Consider the following 15,208-nt stretch of genomic DNA (forward strand, 5'->3'; position numbering starts at 1 on the left):
TTTGAGTCTTAATTGCTCGCAGTTTAATGCTTGCCGGCTAGATTATTGGCTTAACAATTTATCCAGTTTACCACTGCGCTCTAGCGCATAAAGTTCATCACACCCGCCCTCAGGCTTATCATTGATAAGCAGTTGAGGAACTGTACTTCCGCCTGTTAGCGCAACCATTTTGGCGCGCGCATCCGAGGACGAAACATCAACTTCAGTGTAAGTAACGTTTTTATGGTCCAACAATTTTTTAGCACGAGTGCAAAATGGACACCAAGATGTTGTATAAATAACTATTGTTGCCATAATTTACTTCTTCGTTGTGGGTAAGCTAGCGCCAGACCAACCATTCATTCCTGAAAGTAAGTTGGTTACTTGTGTAAAACCAGCTTTTGTCAATTTACCTGCGGCACCCGATGAGCGATCACCAGAAGCACAGACCAATATAATGGGGGCCTCTTTATGCTTTTCAATCTCTGCAAAACTTCCTTTGTCAATTTGTGACACAGGTATGTTTTTTGCGTTGAGAATATGGCCTTTTTTGTATTCTTCAACGGAGCGAACATCAACAATAATGGCATTTTGCTTATTTATCATCATGATCGCATCCTGCGCGGTAATGCTTTTTACACCCGAAATTTTATGCTTAACAAGGCTTTGTACCAGCATCACTGCAATTGCAATCCATGCAATTGATAACACTGGCTGGTTGAAAAAAAAATCTATATATTGTTGCATAAGTTATGATCATCTTCAGTAAGGGTAATTGGCCGCGATTATACCTTGTGAAATTAATAAAATCAGCCAAAGTATTATGCATTGACTTATAAAATGAATAAATTTAGTTATTTCCCCTTCCGATAGAGACGATCAAAAGCTTTTTCAGTGACAATGACCAGCAATGTTGTAAAATCATGCGTTCTGTCATTAAGCCAGTTATTATTGCATGGCTATAATAACTGACAATGCCAAAGCAACTTGGAAAAAGAGTAAAGATTATTTCCTGGTTATTTTGGTATGGTTACCCAAACTACTTGAGGATGCAGATTTCTGCATTTTTAAGTCATTTGGGCATAGACATATTTTCAACATTAATCTCAAAGAGGCTCGACATGACTATTGCTAAAAAACCACTTGTTTTATTAATTATGGATGGTTGGGGATACCGCCCAAATATGCCAGACAATGCTGTTGCAAATGCAAATACGCCGGTACTTGATAAGCTTTGTAAAGATTACGCCAACAACCTTCTCTCTGCATCTGGAATGGATGTTGGTTTACCAGACGGTCAAATGGGTAACTCAGAAGTGGGTCATACCAATATTGGAGCGGGTCGTACCGTTTATCAAAACTTAACCAAAGTCACTAAGTCTATTTCCGACGGTGATTTTTTTGACAATAAAAACTTTGTCGATGCGGTTGATCAAGCTGTTGCAGCCGGTAAAGCAGTACATATTATGGGGCTGGCCTCTCCCGGTGGCGTACATAGCCACGATCAGCATATTGTTGCTGCCATCGAATTAGCCGCTCAGCGTGGCGCAAAAAATATTTTAGTCCATGCTTTTCTGGATGGGCGTGATACACCACCAAGAAGTGCTGCAGGCACTCTGGCACTATTTGATGAAAAATATGCACAACTGGGCGTTGGGCGCACAGCGACATTAGTAGGTCGTTATTTCGCAATGGACCGAGATAACCGCTGGGATCGTGTTGAACAAGCCTATAACTTATTAACCCAGGCAAAAGCTGATCATACTGCAGAAAGCGCACTGGCCGGTTTAGAAAATGCCTATGCGCGCGATGAAAATGATGAATTCGTTAAAGCAACCGTTATTGGTGAACCAGCCGCCATTGAAGATGGTGATGCCGTTTTATTTATGAACTTCCGTGCAGATCGTGCACGTGAATTAACTTATACATTTACGGATTCAAACTTCTCAGGTTTTGAACGTGCAAGCGTCCCTAATGTTCACTTTGTCACACTGACTGAATTTGCCGATGACATTACGGCACCCGCCGCTTTTTCAAGTGAGCGATTAACTAACACGCTAGGTGAATGGTTAGCAGATCATGGTAAAACACAGTTACGTATATCAGAAACAGAGAAATACGCACATGTTACTTTCTTCTTCAACGGTGGCGTTGAATCTGAATTTAAAGGTGAAGATCGTACTTTGATTAAATCACCTTCGGTTGCAACCTACGATATGCAGCCGGAAATGAGCTCTATCGAGCTGACCGAAAAATTAGTCAGCGCAATCAAAAGCACAAAGTATGATGTGATTATTTGTAACTATCCGAATGGTGATATGGTTGGTCATACTGGTGTCTATGATGCGGCAGTTAAAGCTTGCGAAGCAGTTGACAGCTGTGTTGGTAAAGTTGTTGCTGCACTAAAAGAAGTCGATGGTGAGTGTTTAATTACAGCTGATCACGGCAATGCTGAGCAGATGATCGACCCGGTAACAGGGGGTATTCATACTGCACATACCAACTTGCCAGTGCCGTTTATTTACGTTGGTCGGAATGCAGAGATGGCGTCGGGCGGACGTTTATGTGACATTGCACCTACTATGTTGAACTTAATGGATATGGAAATCCCAGCAGAAATGACCGGTACCCCACTTATCACATTAAAATAAACCGATAGCAATATTGCTATCGACAGCTCAGTATTTAGTTATTTTACTCAACATAAGTGATTAAAGTTGGTAAATTTTCTAAATACTGACGTATCTCAAATAAGTGTAGGAAATTGATGACCAACACCAACCTTAGCAAAAAAAAGCGCATTTCAGCAGTGTTGGTTAACTGCTTTCTTTTATGCTTTATCCTTTCAATCCAAAGCAGTTTTGCAGCTGATAAACTTGCGACAATTGAGCTCCAAATAAAAACCGCCAAAGGCGCGCAAAACAAGCAAACTAAACAACAGAAGTTATTGGAAAAGTTGGTTGCCAATGCTGAAAAAGAGACTGCCATTGCAACGCTTAAAGTACAGCAGACCAAGGAAACAATACAACTTGAAAACAGCCGCCTTAAACAATTAATCGAACAAACAGCCATACTTGAAGAAGATAAAATAAAACAACAAAAACTGCTTGAACAGCAATTAATCAGCTCCTACATGACAGGACAAACTGATTTAATAAAACTAATTTTAAATCAAGAAGATATCAGTAAAATAATTCGTGCAAAAAGTTATTACCAGTACCTTAATAAAGCACGTCTGGAAAGCATTAACGCACTGTATGAAACACAACAACAATTAGAAAATAACAAGTCTGCGCAAGCCGATTCTTTGCTGGCGTTAACCGGATTATATGAGAGACAGAAAGTAAGTGCAGAAGCGTTGCTCGAACAACGCGCGGAGCGAAGCAAAGCGTTAAAAGAGTTAAACCAAGATTTAAATTATCAGTATGCACTGCTGGCACAACTTGGTGATCAGGCACAAAATTTAAAAGAAAAACTCAGAAAACAAAGTGAAGCGCGACAAAAACGTGAATTAGCAGCAAAAGCAAAAGCAAAAGCAAAAGCACTTAAAAATAGACAATCCAAATCAGAAGAGAAAACTAATTCCAACATCGCTAAAGGAAAAGAGGAAACCTATTCCAATATTGCTAAACAATTAGGGCAATTGAATTGGCCAATTCAAGGAGAGGTTTTATCCCGGTTTGGCAGTCAGCGTAGTGGACAGGTAACGTGGAAGGGTATCACCATTGAGGCGAATGAAGGTGAAAAAGTACAGGCTGTCGCAAGCGGGCGAGTTTTATTTGCCGGCTATTTTAAAGGTTATGGCATGGTCCTCGCATTAGATCACAGTGATGGTTACATTAGCTTATATGGATACAACCAAACCCTGTTACAGGAAACAGGCGATCTTGTTCTACAGGGTGATACAATCGCCCTGGCCGGGCACAGTGGTGGACAAGATAATAACAGTCTATATTTTGAATTGAGCCACAAAGGTACAGCTAAAGATCCCCTGCTCTGGCTTAAAAAGAAACACAACTAGTGATAATAAACCCAAATCACAATCACAGGAAACAGTCTAAAAAGGGCGCTTAGCTATAAAATTAAAGCCGCTAAAAATCAAAAAATAGGGTCAATAGATCTGCAATGAAAATGTTAAGCAGTGATCTTTTAGATAAAATCTGCCCTAAAAAATGACATGCGCAATTGAATTAGGCCATAATAAAGAATATCTGAGCATGCTGTCAAAAAAATCAAAAGAGTCTTTATTATGCGCTTGTCTGTATTTTTACCCGAATATTCAACACAATTATTTATTGATCTATCAAAACTCTATCAGGATTATTTTAGCCCGGAACAACTTACAAAACCGTCTCTGCAAGCATTAATTGAAGATCGACAATCGCAATTATTTGTAACCTTGTTTAATGCTCGTCACCTTGGTGCCCTAAGAGTACATACAACAGAGCAGGAAGCGACACTCAGCTTATTATGCGTGCGTGGCCTAACTCGCCGCCGGGGCATAGCGAAGAATCTTCTTAAGGAAATTGAAAAACGCCTCAAAAATAAAAATATTGTAGTTATTAAAATGTGTTTGAATGAATTTCCTGAACAACAGAAAGAAGGAGTGACTCTGTTTATGCAGGCATGTGGTTATTCATTGACAGATAGCCTATTCAGTAAGAATCTATAAGCCTCCCATTAGCGTACTTAAAGAATTTCAGTGATCCTTTAAGTACTCCTATATTATTAAGTTTTTACCCTGTATTCTTGCGCCCTTATCCATCTACCCACTGAATATGCAGAAATAAACAAGCTAAAAGTAACTGGATCACTTTTAATATAGTGAATAAAACTAAACAACCTTTTCGTCCTACCGGAAAAGTTGAGACAAAAACCGGTAGCGCCTTATAATCCGCGACAAAGGATAATACCTTCCTATTTAGCCTCAGTGTCTGAGATTCTTGCTTAAATCTACAACATCAGCTGTTCTGGATACACTAAAACCGCACTCACATGAATTAACTGCTCAACCTTCTTCGCAGGGTTAGCGCTTATGCTTAGTCTCATTATTATAACCATCTTAAAAAAGGAAAAAATCATGCCTTGGATACAATTAAAGTTAAATGCAACTGCCAAAAATGCAGAAAACATAGGTGAACTGTTAATGGAAAATGGTGCATTATCGGTCACCTTTACCGATGCACAGGATGTCCCTATTTTTGAGCCTGCACCAGGTGAAACGCGTCTTTGGGGTAATACAGATATTACCGGTCTTTATGAAGCAGAAACGAATATGTTACCCATACTTGAGCAATTACGTAACAGTCCACTTTTAAGCAGTGATTTTTCCCACAAAATTGAAGCGCTGGAGGACAAAGACTGGGAACGTGAATGGATGGATAAATTCCACCCGATGAAATTTGGTCAACGTTTATGGATCTGCCCAAGCTGGAAGCCCGTACCCGATGAAAACGCTATCAATGTCATGCTTGATCCCGGGCTTGCATTTGGTACAGGTACACACCCCACCACCGCTTTATGTTTGACCTGGTTAGACAGCCTGGATTTACAAGATAAAGTGGTTATCGATTTTGGTTGTGGCTCCGGAATTTTAGCCATTGCAGCCTTAAAATTAGGTGCTAAAAGAGTGATTGGTATTGATCTTGATCCCCAGGCAATTACGGCTAGCCGCGATAATGCGCAACGTAACAATGTGTCAGATCAACTTGAATTATATTTACCAGCTGATTTACCCGAAGGTATTTTCGCCGATGTTTTAGTTGCGAATATTCTTGCAGGCCCGCTTCGTGAACTATCAACAAATATTGAATCCTTAGTAAAAAGCAACGGATCACTTGCATTATCAGGTATTCTAGAGCAACAAGCAGATGAATTGATTGAAGTTTACGGACAGTGGTTCACCATGGAGAAAGCAACGATTAAAGAAGAGTGGGCAAGACTTTCTGGGATCAAAAATATCGCCAGCTAATCTACGGTAAAGGTAATAAAAATAAAGACCAATCAGTAAGGCTATTTGATATCAAAATATCACCAACCTGCTGCAGAGTTAACAATAACAATCACTAAATAAAAATTGGGCGATTGTTATTGTTAACAAACAGAAATAAAAAAAGAAGAAAGGCTATTTGGTAGCAATAATATTACCTTTTAAGCGGCTTGTGAAGTTAATAATAACAATCACCATATAAAATATTGGCCTCCTTTTTTGTCCAAAAATAGACATAAAAATAAATCAACAAGGCTATTTTATCTCAAAATTCCACCAATTAACCTGTTCCTAAGATAATAATGACAATCGCCAAATAAAAAGTTCGCCTATTTTTTTTTGTCGAAAAACATAAATAGAGAAGAGTCGCAAGCCTTTATCGTAAAAAAAGCATAAATAATAATCACTGACAAGACTTTTAAAGCTAAAAAGAGACATTTAATTAATAAAACTTAAAACTGCCTATTTTGCAAGCAAAATAATTATAAAATGCTTAATTAATAACCTTTCTTCTCGTTGGAAAAATGCGTACACTACGCCGCCTTGACCAAGAGAGATTGCTTAATATATGCGCATCGGGCAGCATCAACTAGATAACAAAATCATTTTAGCACCCATGGCAGGGGTAACTGATCGTCCCTTCCGTGAGCTTTGCCGAAAACAAGGTGCAGGACTTGCAGTGTCCGAGATGCTGTCATCGAATCCGCGTGTATGGAACAGCAGGAAGTCGAAGTTAAGAATGGACTACCATAATGAATCTGGCATCAGATCAGTGCAAATTGCTGGCTCAGAGCCTTTGGCAATGGCGACAGCAGCACAGTTGAGTGTGCAACAAGGCGCTCAGATTATTGATATCAATATGGGTTGTCCCGCTAAAAAAGTGAATAAGAAAAAAGCAGGCTCAGCATTATTACCTCACCCAGAACTTGTGCGAGCAATTTTGGAAACCGTGGTTGATGCCGTTGATGTGCCTGTCACTTTAAAAATTCGCACTGGCTGGGATCCCGACAGTAGAAACGGTCTGGAAATCGCACGAATAGCAGAACAATCGGGCATCCAAGCACTTGCAGTGCACGGTCGTACTAGGCAATGTTTTTATAATGGATTTGCTGAATACGACACCATAAAAAAAATTAAACAAAATGTGACTATTCCTGTGATTGCAAATGGTGATATCACCTCAGTGGAAAAGGCAAAGTTTGTGCTTGATTACACTGGCGCTGACGCCATTATGATTGGACGAGGAGCACAAGGTGCTCCTTGGATATTCAATGAAATTAATCACTATCTAACAACCGGAGAGCAACTTTCCTCTCCGGCTAAAGCGGAAATTGCCCATATCCTTCTTGGTCATGTACAAGCTTTACATGGTTTTTACGGGGAAGTAATGGGACCTAGAATTGCCAGAAAGCATGTTGGATGGTATTTAAAAGAGCAAGATCAGTTAGGTCACTTTAAGCGACAATTCAATGCAATTGACTGCCCGTATGAGCAATTAAAAACATTAGAAACTTACTTAAATAAATAAAGAGTTAATAGCTATGTTTGAACAAAAGATTTCGTCAGAAGCACTTACAACAACAACTAGTATTCCTGCTACAGGGCAAATAACTCAGCGACCACTTCGTGATTCGGTACGCCAAGCAGTGTCGGGTTATGTAGCGCAACTTAATGGTCAAGATCCAACTGAATTATATGAACTTGTTTTATCTGAAGTTGAAGCACCATTATTGGATATTATTATGCAGTATACTCGTGGTAATCAAACGCGTGCGGCAACTATGCTAGGCATTAACCGTGGTACATTACGCAAGAAACTGAAAAAATATGGCATGGGTTGATTTCTTCGCCATTATTTAATCGAAAAAGCGACTAAAAAGTCGCTTTTTTTATGCCTCGAATAAAAAGTTATTTGCCACTAAGCTATCAGCTTGAACCTTTACAGAACAGGGAAATCTATGCTCTTACTACCTATTAATGAACAGTTAAAAAATTTGCAGTCATGGCAGCAAAGTGTTTTCTGCATGGCACTCGCGCAACACAGTATTTTACATTTCCACCTTTTTACTGAAGCAATTGGAAGTGATCATGCGCAAAGTATTGATACTTTCAACCAACTTTTTTGGGAAAAAATGACAGTAAAAGGCGCAAAAATAAACTTCGCTATCCAACAGGATCGTTTTGATGAAATCATTCCGGATGCGCGTGAATTTGATTTTTACGGCGTTTATCCGGCGCTGGATCACTGTGTTATTTTGAGTTGTGCTTTTAACAGTTTTTTAACTGAATCAAACGATGAAGCTTTCAATGCCAGCCAAACCTCATTTGCAACGATCGCAAGTTTTATGGAATTACAAAATGGCACTGAAATCGATGAGCAGTCATTAACTGAGCTTCCACTGGTTCAGTCTGAGTTAGCTTTTCAAAAAATGTTACTTAAAAAATTAGATCATCAGCGTAGCCCTGAGCTAATAAAATCCATTAGACAGTTTGTTCTGGATCTTGGCGTGACTAATTTAGGTATCGCCCTCAATGATTAAACTCGCCTTAATTGTGTGATTTTTAACACATTAAGTAAAATAAAGGGATCTTTATCCTACTTTTGCAACTAACTGGTCTTTACATCGACAATATATTGATAACATACTAAAATCACTTGGAAATATAGATTTCAGTTAGTCGATTAACAACTGAATTTTAGATAGAAAGTTAAAACATAGTGACTTTTTTATGACACATTAGCTTAATTGATATTTCCAAGTGACTCGTGAATCGCCATTAAAGCTAATTCTAACACCCTATAAAAATGGATATACTAAGATGAACAAAACTCAACTTATTACTGATATTGCAGAGAAAGCAGAACTAACAAAAGTTCAAGCTAAAGCGGCTTTAGAACAGATGATGACTAGCGTAACAGACAGTCTAAAAGATGGTGAGCCAGTACAGTTAATTGGATTTGGTACTTTTAAAGTAAACCACCGGGCAGCCCGTACAGGTCGAAATCCACAAACTGGGGCCGATATTCAAATCAAAGCGGCTAATGTACCTGCTTTTGTTGCCGGTAAATCGCTTAAAGAAGCCGTTAATAAATAATCGACCTGAAAAAAAGCCGATGTGATAAAACATCGGCTTTTTATTCAAGCTTCGAACTACGAGTTTCGAGCTTCCCGCCTTCGGGGTTTCTAGCCTTTCAACTTTTCAGCTTATTTTTTCTGCTCACGAGCAATCGCACGATGAGCAATATCATGACGATAGAACATACCATCCCAGCTAATTGTCTTAGCCAGAGCGTAAGCTTTTTGCTGTGCCTCGGTCACTGTATTGCCTAATGCTGTCGCACACAAAACACGTCCGCCATTGGTAACAATTTGGCCATCAACTTCTTTGGTACCACCATGGAAAACTTTGAGGCCTTCCATTTCCTGGTCAGGCAAACCTTCGATCACTAAGCCTTTTTTATACTCATTAGGATAACCACCAGCCGCCAAGACAATACCGATCGCTGCACGTTGGTCAAATTCAGCAGTCATATCAGCCAATTCGCCATTTACACCCGCCAGGCATAAGGTGACCAGATCAGACTTCATGCGCAACAACAGCGGTTGTGTTTCCGGATCACCAAAACGACAGTTGTATTCGATAACTTTAGGTGTTCCATCGGCCATGATCATCAGACCCGCATAAAGAAAACCGCTGTAACTATTACCTTCAGCCGCCATGCCTTTAACAGTTGGGTTAATGACTAAGTCCATTATGCGCTGATGCATTTCAGGCGTCACTACAGGCGCGGGAGAGTATGCACCCATACCGCCCGTATTTGGCCCGGTATCACCATCACCGACACGTTTATGATCTTGACTGGTGGCCATAGGAACAATATTTTCGCCATCAACCATCACAATAAATGAAGCTTCTTCACCGTCTAAGAACTCTTCAATAACAACACGGTGCCCGGCAGAGCCAAATGCATTGCCCGCTAGCATGTCATGAATAGCTTCTTCCGCATCGGCAAGTGTCATCGCTACAATAACGCCTTTACCCGCCGCAAGACCGTCAGCTTTAATGACGATCGGTGCACCCTTTTCACGAACATAAGCGATCGCAGGCTCAATTTCAGTAAAGTTTTGGTACCAGGCCGTTGGGATATTATGACGTGCTAAAAAGTCCTTAGTGAACGCTTTTGAGCCTTCTAGCTGGGCCGCGCCCTTAGTTGGACCGAAACAGGCAAGGCCGGCATCAGTAAATGCATCTACAACACCGATAACTAAGGGTGCTTCGGGGCCGACAATCGTTAATTCAACACGATTTTCTTTAGCAAATTTGACTAATCCGTCAATATCTTCAACATCAATGGCAACATTAGTTACTTTTGCTTCTAATGCCGTTCCTGCATTGCCCGGGGCAACAAAGATATTTTTAACTTGTTTATTTTGAGCGACTTTCCACGCAAGCGCATGCTCACGGCCGCCGCTGCCAATAATTAAAACATTCATAACTTAACCTTCTTAATTCAACCATAGATTTAATGGGTTTATCTCAATGTCCGGTGATTCAACTCAAAGAAAAAGTGCGCAGCTTATAACGATAAGTACTGCGCACATCCAGTGCTACGCCCTAAAGGGCCATCCTACGGATGTTATAATTCTTTCCTGAAGAATTATTGAGCACCTCTAACGCAGAGATCGCATCTACAGACGAATAAATGAGCCGATTAATGGCGGAAGTGACGCATTCCTGTAAATACCATTGCCATACCATGTTCGTCGGCTGCTGCAATAACTTCATTGTCACGCATTGAACCACCAGGTTGAATCACGCAACTAATACCGGCTTCAGCGGCGGCATCAATACCATCACGGAAAGGAAAAAAGGCATCCGATGACATGACTGAACCTGCAACGACGAGGTTTTCATCGGCGGCTTTGATACCTGCGACTTTCGCACTGTAAACTCGGCTCATTTGCCCTGCGCCAACACCCACTGTCGCATTGTTTTTAACATAAACAATCGCATTTGATTTCACAAATTTAGCCACTTTCCAGCTGAATAACAGATCCTTTAATTCAGCTTCCGTCGGTTGACGTTTAGTCACCACTTTAAGGTCCTCTAAACCGACCATACCTTGATCTCTGTCCTGTACTAATAAGCCGCCATTAACACGCTTGATATCAAACTGGGTCGTTTTGTCAGACCATTCTCCACAGGCTAACAAACGTAAGTTTTTCTTAGTCGCTACAATTTTTGCAGCTTCCGGGCTAACGCTAGGCGCAATAATCACCTCAACAAATTGGCGAGAAACAATGGCTTCTGCGGTCTTTGCATCAAGCTCACGGTTAAAGGCAATAATGCCACCAAAAGCAGATGTCGGGTCTGTTTTGTAAGCACCTTCATAGGCATCAAGAATATTGCCTGCAACAGCAACACCACAAGGGTTAGAATGTTTAACGATTACACAAGCCGGCTCCGAAAACTCTTTAACACACTCAAGAGCCGCATCAGTATCTGCAATATTATTGTAAGAAAGGGCTTTACCCTGTAGCTGAGTCGCGGTAGAAACAGAGGCTTCTTGAATATCATCTTCCACATAAAAAGCGGCACTTTGGTGGCTATTTTCACCGTAACGCATATCTTGCTTTTTCTTAAACTGCATGTTGATGGTACGAGGGAATTTAGACTCAAGATCACCTTCGCTATTCTCACCGTAGCTTGGCACCATAGTACCGAAATAATTCGCGATCATACCGTCATATTGCGCGGTATGCTCATAAGCTGCGATAGCAAGATCAAAGCGAGTTTTATAAGCCAAGCTATTGTTATTTTCCTGCATCTCTTTAAGCACACGGGGGTAATCACCTGCGTTAACAACAATTCCCACATCTTTATGATTCTTAGCAGCGGCACGCACCATAGTTGGACCACCGATATCGATGTTTTCAATGGCGTCTTCTAAAGAACAATCCGGACGGGCAACGGTTTCAGCAAAGGGATAAAGATTGACAACTACTAAATCAATAGGAGCAATATCATTTTCGGACATAATGACTTCATCAATACCGCGACGAGCAAGAATTCCACCATGAATTTTAGGGTGTAAGGTTTTAACACGCCCATCCATCATTTCAGGAAACCCCGTATAGTCAGATACTTCAGTCACTTTTATGTCATTCTCAGCAAGTAATTTACAAGTACCACCAGTAGAAAGGATTTCAACGCCTCTTGCAGATAACTCTTTGGCGAATTCAATAATTCCAGCTTTATCTGAAACGCTTAGCAGCGCACGTTTAATTGGTCGGCTATTTTCCATCGTCTGATAAATCCCTCGGTTAATTGTTCAATAAGCAAAACCAGTCATTGGTTTTTTTAACTTAAAAAGCACTAAGATGAGCATTCTACCCGAAAACGATGGCAATTTGAGCCGTTTTATTCAATAAAACAATAAAACATCTCGCTTGATATGCCTTTAAAAGATAAATTTATTTACACGGGTGAATATTGATACAAAAAACTATCAATACCGCGGCAAACGAGAGTAGATATCGGTTTAAAGTGTAAAGACTCCATAAGGGTTAATGTCAGTCGATTTTTTTTGGCAATGACCGCGTTCATTTCTGAAAGCTGAAGGCTTACCATAAGGTTTTTAATAAATTGAGAAAATAAAGCGGGGATAGTGATATTGTCGTTATATTCCGGCAACAGACGATACACAAAACTTGGTCCAATATCGTATTCCATACGACACTCCTGCAGACCGACCAAGCCAATGACTTTACTGTATTTTTTATCTTCAATGGCGTAAAGGCAATACTTGTAACGCTGTGCATGAGTCATGATATTAGTGAATAATTTTTCTGCTTGTTGGCGATTTAATGTACCCGTTGGGCAATATTTCATGCTCTTAGCATTACTTACCAGCATAGTAAAATCATTGAGATCAGATGCTATAAATTGACGAACAGTTAAGTGTTCATTTTCTGCAAATAACGTCATATTTTAATTTCTGCGGTTATTTATCATATAACCTTTATACTAAAATCGTACAAAAAATCAACAGCAAATTACTTATAGATTACTCAAAATAGTAAAAAACCATGCAAGTGCATGGTTTTTATCAAAAATAAGCGAAGTACTTAAACGTGATACGGCATACTCAACTCGTGTACTGCATCAACAAATACTTTGCCATTCTCAGGCGGTACATCTAGATGAATGCCGTGGCCTAGGTTAAAGACATGTCCGTTTCCTTTACCAAAACTCGCTAATATGGTCGCAACCTCTTGACGGATTCGCTCTGGCGTTGCATATAACATAGAAGGATCCATATTACCCTGTAACACCACACGATCTCCAACACGCGCTTTTGCGCTTGCCATATCAATCGTCCAATCGAGTCCAATCGCATCACAACCCGTATCGGCAATCGCTTCTAACCACTGTCCGCCATTTTTAGTAAACAATGTGACTGGAATTTTTTGACCTTCATAGGAGCGCTGTAATCCGGCAACAATTTTGGTCATATACTGTAATGAAAAATCTTTGTAGTCTCGAGGAGATAACACGCCACCCCAAGTATCGAAGACCATTACCGATTGCGCGCCTGCAGCTATCTGTGCATTTAAATAATCAATCACAGAATCAGCAAGTTTATCTAATAAAGTATGTAATAGTTGAGGCTCACAAAAGGCCATTTTTTTGATCTTGGTGAAAGCCTTTGAACTCCCCCCTTCAACCATATAAGTCGCTAATGTCCATGGGCTACCGGCGAACCCAATTAATGGAACGGAGCCTTTTAACTCGCGGCGTATCGTGCGTACCGCATTCATAACATATTGCAGTTCGCCTTCGGGATCCGGCATGATTAAATTATCAACGTCTTTTTTACATGTTATCGGGCGTTTAAGCTTAGGCCCTTCCCCTTCTGCAAAATAAAGACCCAGTCCCATTGCATCTGGGATAGTAAGAATATCTGAAAATAAGATAGCGGCATCAAGGTCAAATCTGCGTAAAGGTTGTAAGGTTACTTCACAGGCCAAATCTGCATTGCGGCACAAAGACATAAAATCTCCGGCTTGCGCGCGTACCTTTTTATATTCAGGTAAATATCTACCCGCTTGACGCATCATCCATACTGGTGTTTTATCAACGTCTTGCTTTAATAAAGCGCGAAGATAACGATCATTTTTTAATTCTGTCATGCTTATCTCTATCCTGTCTTTTTAAACATTTAATCATTTACATAGGTAAATATGCTACCATTTTTAAATGTTTTTTACTCTGTCATATTGCGACTTTGCATTGTTCAACCATTTTGTTAATCAACTTTCGAGCAATGGTGCCGTTATTTGGTAACACAGGCAGATTATCAATATGATACCAAGCTGCTTCAACAAGCTCATTTTTATCAATCTTGATTTCACCTGATTCATATTCAGCAAAAAAACCCATCATTAAAGAGTGCGGGAAAGGCCAAGGTTGACTACTGATATATTCGATATTTTTGACCCGGATCCTTGATTCCTCATAGACTTCACGTTCAACACACATCTCCAGTGTTTCTCCGGCTTCAACAAATCCGGCTAAAACCGTAAAAACCGGGTTGTTCTGTTTCAAATGGCGATGATGCACTGCTAATAATATTTCCTTGCCTTTACGAATACCAACAATAACACAGGGAGAAACACGCGGATAACAGCGGTGCTGGCAATGGTAGCATTTCATTGCGGTTTCCCAGTTTATGGCATGCATTTTATTACCGCACTTACCACAATACTGATGTGTTTGATAAAATAAAGCGACTTGAAAGGCACGACCCGCCAGATCAAATAAGAGATCATGGATCTGTCCCAACAAAGAGCGTAATGGGAAATATTCCCCCAGACCAACATCTAATTTCTCCTGCAATACGATTAAATAACAAGGGCTTGAATCGTAATCTCCTATTTTTTTCACATTATTAGCTAATGCTTCGGGAAATGGCAAATCATCAAGATTACCGTAGGGAATGAAATTCCCTTGCGGCTGTAATACAATTTGATCTCTCGCGATAATAAACCACCAAGCATTCTCTTGCTTGCTAACGTTATTTTTTTCCGGCTGCATTATGCTTCCTTATTTATCGGAAATTTAATTCTAGGGACTGGGATTACTTCACAGTTATACAGTAAGATTATCTACAAATTCAAATTCATGTTGACGCTAAGTGCAATTTTATCTATTTTTATTTAACAGTTCCAGTCTACT

The 15,208-nt window shown here is 40.1% G+C and carries 15 protein-coding genes; 8 read left to right on the forward strand and 7 right to left on the reverse strand.

Annotated features, from left to right (window positions below):
- Positions 1-42: 42 nt before the first annotated feature.
- Positions 43-294, reverse strand: coding sequence for a glutaredoxin 3 (gene grxC, locus PING_RS16540; protein WP_011771448.1), 252 nt, complete (start codon positions 292-294; stop codon positions 43-45).
- A 3-nt stretch (positions 295-297) separates the two neighbouring features.
- Positions 298-726, reverse strand: a complete 429-nt coding sequence (locus tag PING_RS16545; protein ID WP_011771449.1) for a rhodanese-like domain-containing protein — start codon at positions 724-726, stop codon at positions 298-300.
- A gap of 374 nt (positions 727-1,100) precedes the next feature.
- Here PING_RS16545 and gpmM point away from each other — a divergent pair, with 374 nt between their 5' ends.
- The 8 genes from gpmM to PING_RS16585 all read left to right on the forward strand — a co-directional run bounded on the left by gpmM (position 1,101) and on the right by PING_RS16585 (position 9,064).
- Positions 1,101-2,630 carry a 2,3-bisphosphoglycerate-independent phosphoglycerate mutase gene (gene gpmM / locus PING_RS16550; RefSeq protein ID WP_011771450.1) on the forward strand — a complete coding sequence of 510 codons (1,530 nt, stop codon included), beginning with the start codon at positions 1,101-1,103 and terminating at the stop codon, positions 2,628-2,630.
- A gap of 116 nt (positions 2,631-2,746) precedes the next feature.
- Complete coding sequence (locus tag PING_RS16555; RefSeq protein ID WP_011771451.1) at positions 2,747-4,000, forward strand: murein hydrolase activator EnvC family protein; 1,254 nt, start codon at positions 2,747-2,749, stop codon at positions 3,998-4,000.
- Positions 4,001-4,228: 228 nt separating this feature from the next.
- A complete protein-coding gene (panM, locus tag PING_RS16560) occupies positions 4,229-4,651 on the forward strand; it encodes an aspartate 1-decarboxylase autocleavage activator PanM (RefSeq protein ID WP_011771452.1) in 423 nt (140 codons plus the stop codon).
- A 408-nt stretch (positions 4,652-5,059) separates the two neighbouring features.
- The gene (prmA, locus tag PING_RS16565) at positions 5,060-5,950 is read left to right on the forward strand and encodes a 50S ribosomal protein L11 methyltransferase (RefSeq protein WP_041766645.1); all 891 of its coding nucleotides are present in this window, start codon (positions 5,060-5,062) and stop codon (positions 5,948-5,950) included.
- Between the two features lie 586 nt (positions 5,951-6,536).
- The gene (dusB, locus tag PING_RS16570) at positions 6,537-7,496 is read left to right on the forward strand and encodes a tRNA dihydrouridine synthase DusB (protein ID WP_011771454.1); all 960 of its coding nucleotides are present in this window, start codon (positions 6,537-6,539) and stop codon (positions 7,494-7,496) included.
- 13 nt (positions 7,497-7,509) lie between these two features.
- Positions 7,510-7,809, forward strand: coding sequence for a DNA-binding transcriptional regulator Fis (gene fis, locus PING_RS16575; protein WP_011771455.1), 300 nt, complete (start codon positions 7,510-7,512; stop codon positions 7,807-7,809).
- 117 nt (positions 7,810-7,926) lie between these two features.
- A complete protein-coding gene (locus PING_RS16580; RefSeq protein ID WP_011771456.1) occupies positions 7,927-8,508 on the forward strand; it encodes a YjaG family protein in 582 nt (193 codons plus the stop codon).
- A 280-nt stretch (positions 8,509-8,788) separates the two neighbouring features.
- Complete coding sequence (locus PING_RS16585) at positions 8,789-9,064, forward strand: HU family DNA-binding protein (RefSeq protein ID WP_011771457.1); 276 nt, start codon at positions 8,789-8,791, stop codon at positions 9,062-9,064.
- Between the two features lie 110 nt (positions 9,065-9,174).
- On the opposite strand, the gene purD is transcribed toward PING_RS16585, so the two are convergent.
- From purD to nudC, 5 genes are all read right to left on the reverse strand, one after another.
- Entirely contained in the window at positions 9,175-10,464 is a 1,290-nt protein-coding gene (purD, locus tag PING_RS16590; protein WP_011771458.1) for a phosphoribosylamine--glycine ligase, read from the reverse strand.
- A 218-nt stretch (positions 10,465-10,682) separates the two neighbouring features.
- Complete coding sequence (gene purH, locus PING_RS16595; RefSeq protein WP_011771459.1) at positions 10,683-12,275, reverse strand: bifunctional phosphoribosylaminoimidazolecarboxamide formyltransferase/IMP cyclohydrolase; 1,593 nt, start codon at positions 12,273-12,275, stop codon at positions 10,683-10,685.
- A 173-nt stretch (positions 12,276-12,448) separates the two neighbouring features.
- Entirely contained in the window at positions 12,449-12,958 is a 510-nt protein-coding gene (locus PING_RS16600) for a GNAT family N-acetyltransferase (RefSeq protein ID WP_011771460.1), read from the reverse strand.
- A gap of 140 nt (positions 12,959-13,098) precedes the next feature.
- On the reverse strand, positions 13,099-14,163 hold the full coding sequence (gene hemE / locus PING_RS16605) for a uroporphyrinogen decarboxylase (RefSeq protein ID WP_011771461.1): 1,065 nt from the start codon (positions 14,161-14,163) through the stop codon (positions 13,099-13,101).
- Positions 14,164-14,245: 82 nt separating this feature from the next.
- Positions 14,246-15,067 (reverse strand): NAD(+) diphosphatase, encoded by an 822-nt coding sequence (gene nudC, locus PING_RS16610; RefSeq protein ID WP_011771462.1) that lies wholly within the window; start codon positions 15,065-15,067, stop codon positions 14,246-14,248.
- Between the last annotated feature and the right edge of the window lie 141 nt (positions 15,068-15,208).

This window comes from Psychromonas ingrahamii 37 (genome assembly GCF_000015285.1).
Lineage (GTDB): Bacteria > Pseudomonadota > Gammaproteobacteria > Enterobacterales > Psychromonadaceae > Psychromonas > Psychromonas ingrahamii.

Coding starts and splice junctions, on each gene's coding strand:
- grxC (WP_011771448.1), bottom strand. CDS start 294: ATGGCAACAATAGTTATTTATACAACATCTTGGTGTCCATTTTGCACT.
- PING_RS16545 (WP_011771449.1), bottom strand. CDS start 726: ATGCAACAATATATAGATTTTTTTTTCAACCAGCCAGTGTTATCAATT.
- gpmM (WP_011771450.1), top strand. CDS start 1,101: ATGACTATTGCTAAAAAACCACTTGTTTTATTAATTATGGATGGTTGG.
- PING_RS16555 (WP_011771451.1), top strand. CDS start 2,747: ATGACCAACACCAACCTTAGCAAAAAAAAGCGCATTTCAGCAGTGTTG.
- panM (WP_011771452.1), top strand. CDS start 4,229: ATGCGCTTGTCTGTATTTTTACCCGAATATTCAACACAATTATTTATT.
- prmA (WP_041766645.1), top strand. CDS start 5,060: ATGCCTTGGATACAATTAAAGTTAAATGCAACTGCCAAAAATGCAGAA.
- dusB (WP_011771454.1), top strand. CDS start 6,537: ATGCGCATCGGGCAGCATCAACTAGATAACAAAATCATTTTAGCACCC.
- fis (WP_011771455.1), top strand. CDS start 7,510: ATGTTTGAACAAAAGATTTCGTCAGAAGCACTTACAACAACAACTAGT.
- PING_RS16580 (WP_011771456.1), top strand. CDS start 7,927: ATGCTCTTACTACCTATTAATGAACAGTTAAAAAATTTGCAGTCATGG.
- PING_RS16585 (WP_011771457.1), top strand. CDS start 8,789: ATGAACAAAACTCAACTTATTACTGATATTGCAGAGAAAGCAGAACTA.
- purD (WP_011771458.1), bottom strand. CDS start 10,464: ATGAATGTTTTAATTATTGGCAGCGGCGGCCGTGAGCATGCGCTTGCG.
- purH (WP_011771459.1), bottom strand. CDS start 12,275: ATGGAAAATAGCCGACCAATTAAACGTGCGCTGCTAAGCGTTTCAGAT.
- PING_RS16600 (WP_011771460.1), bottom strand. CDS start 12,958: ATGACGTTATTTGCAGAAAATGAACACTTAACTGTTCGTCAATTTATA.
- hemE (WP_011771461.1), bottom strand. CDS start 14,163: ATGACAGAATTAAAAAATGATCGTTATCTTCGCGCTTTATTAAAGCAA.
- nudC (WP_011771462.1), bottom strand. CDS start 15,067: ATGCAGCCGGAAAAAAATAACGTTAGCAAGCAAGAGAATGCTTGGTGG.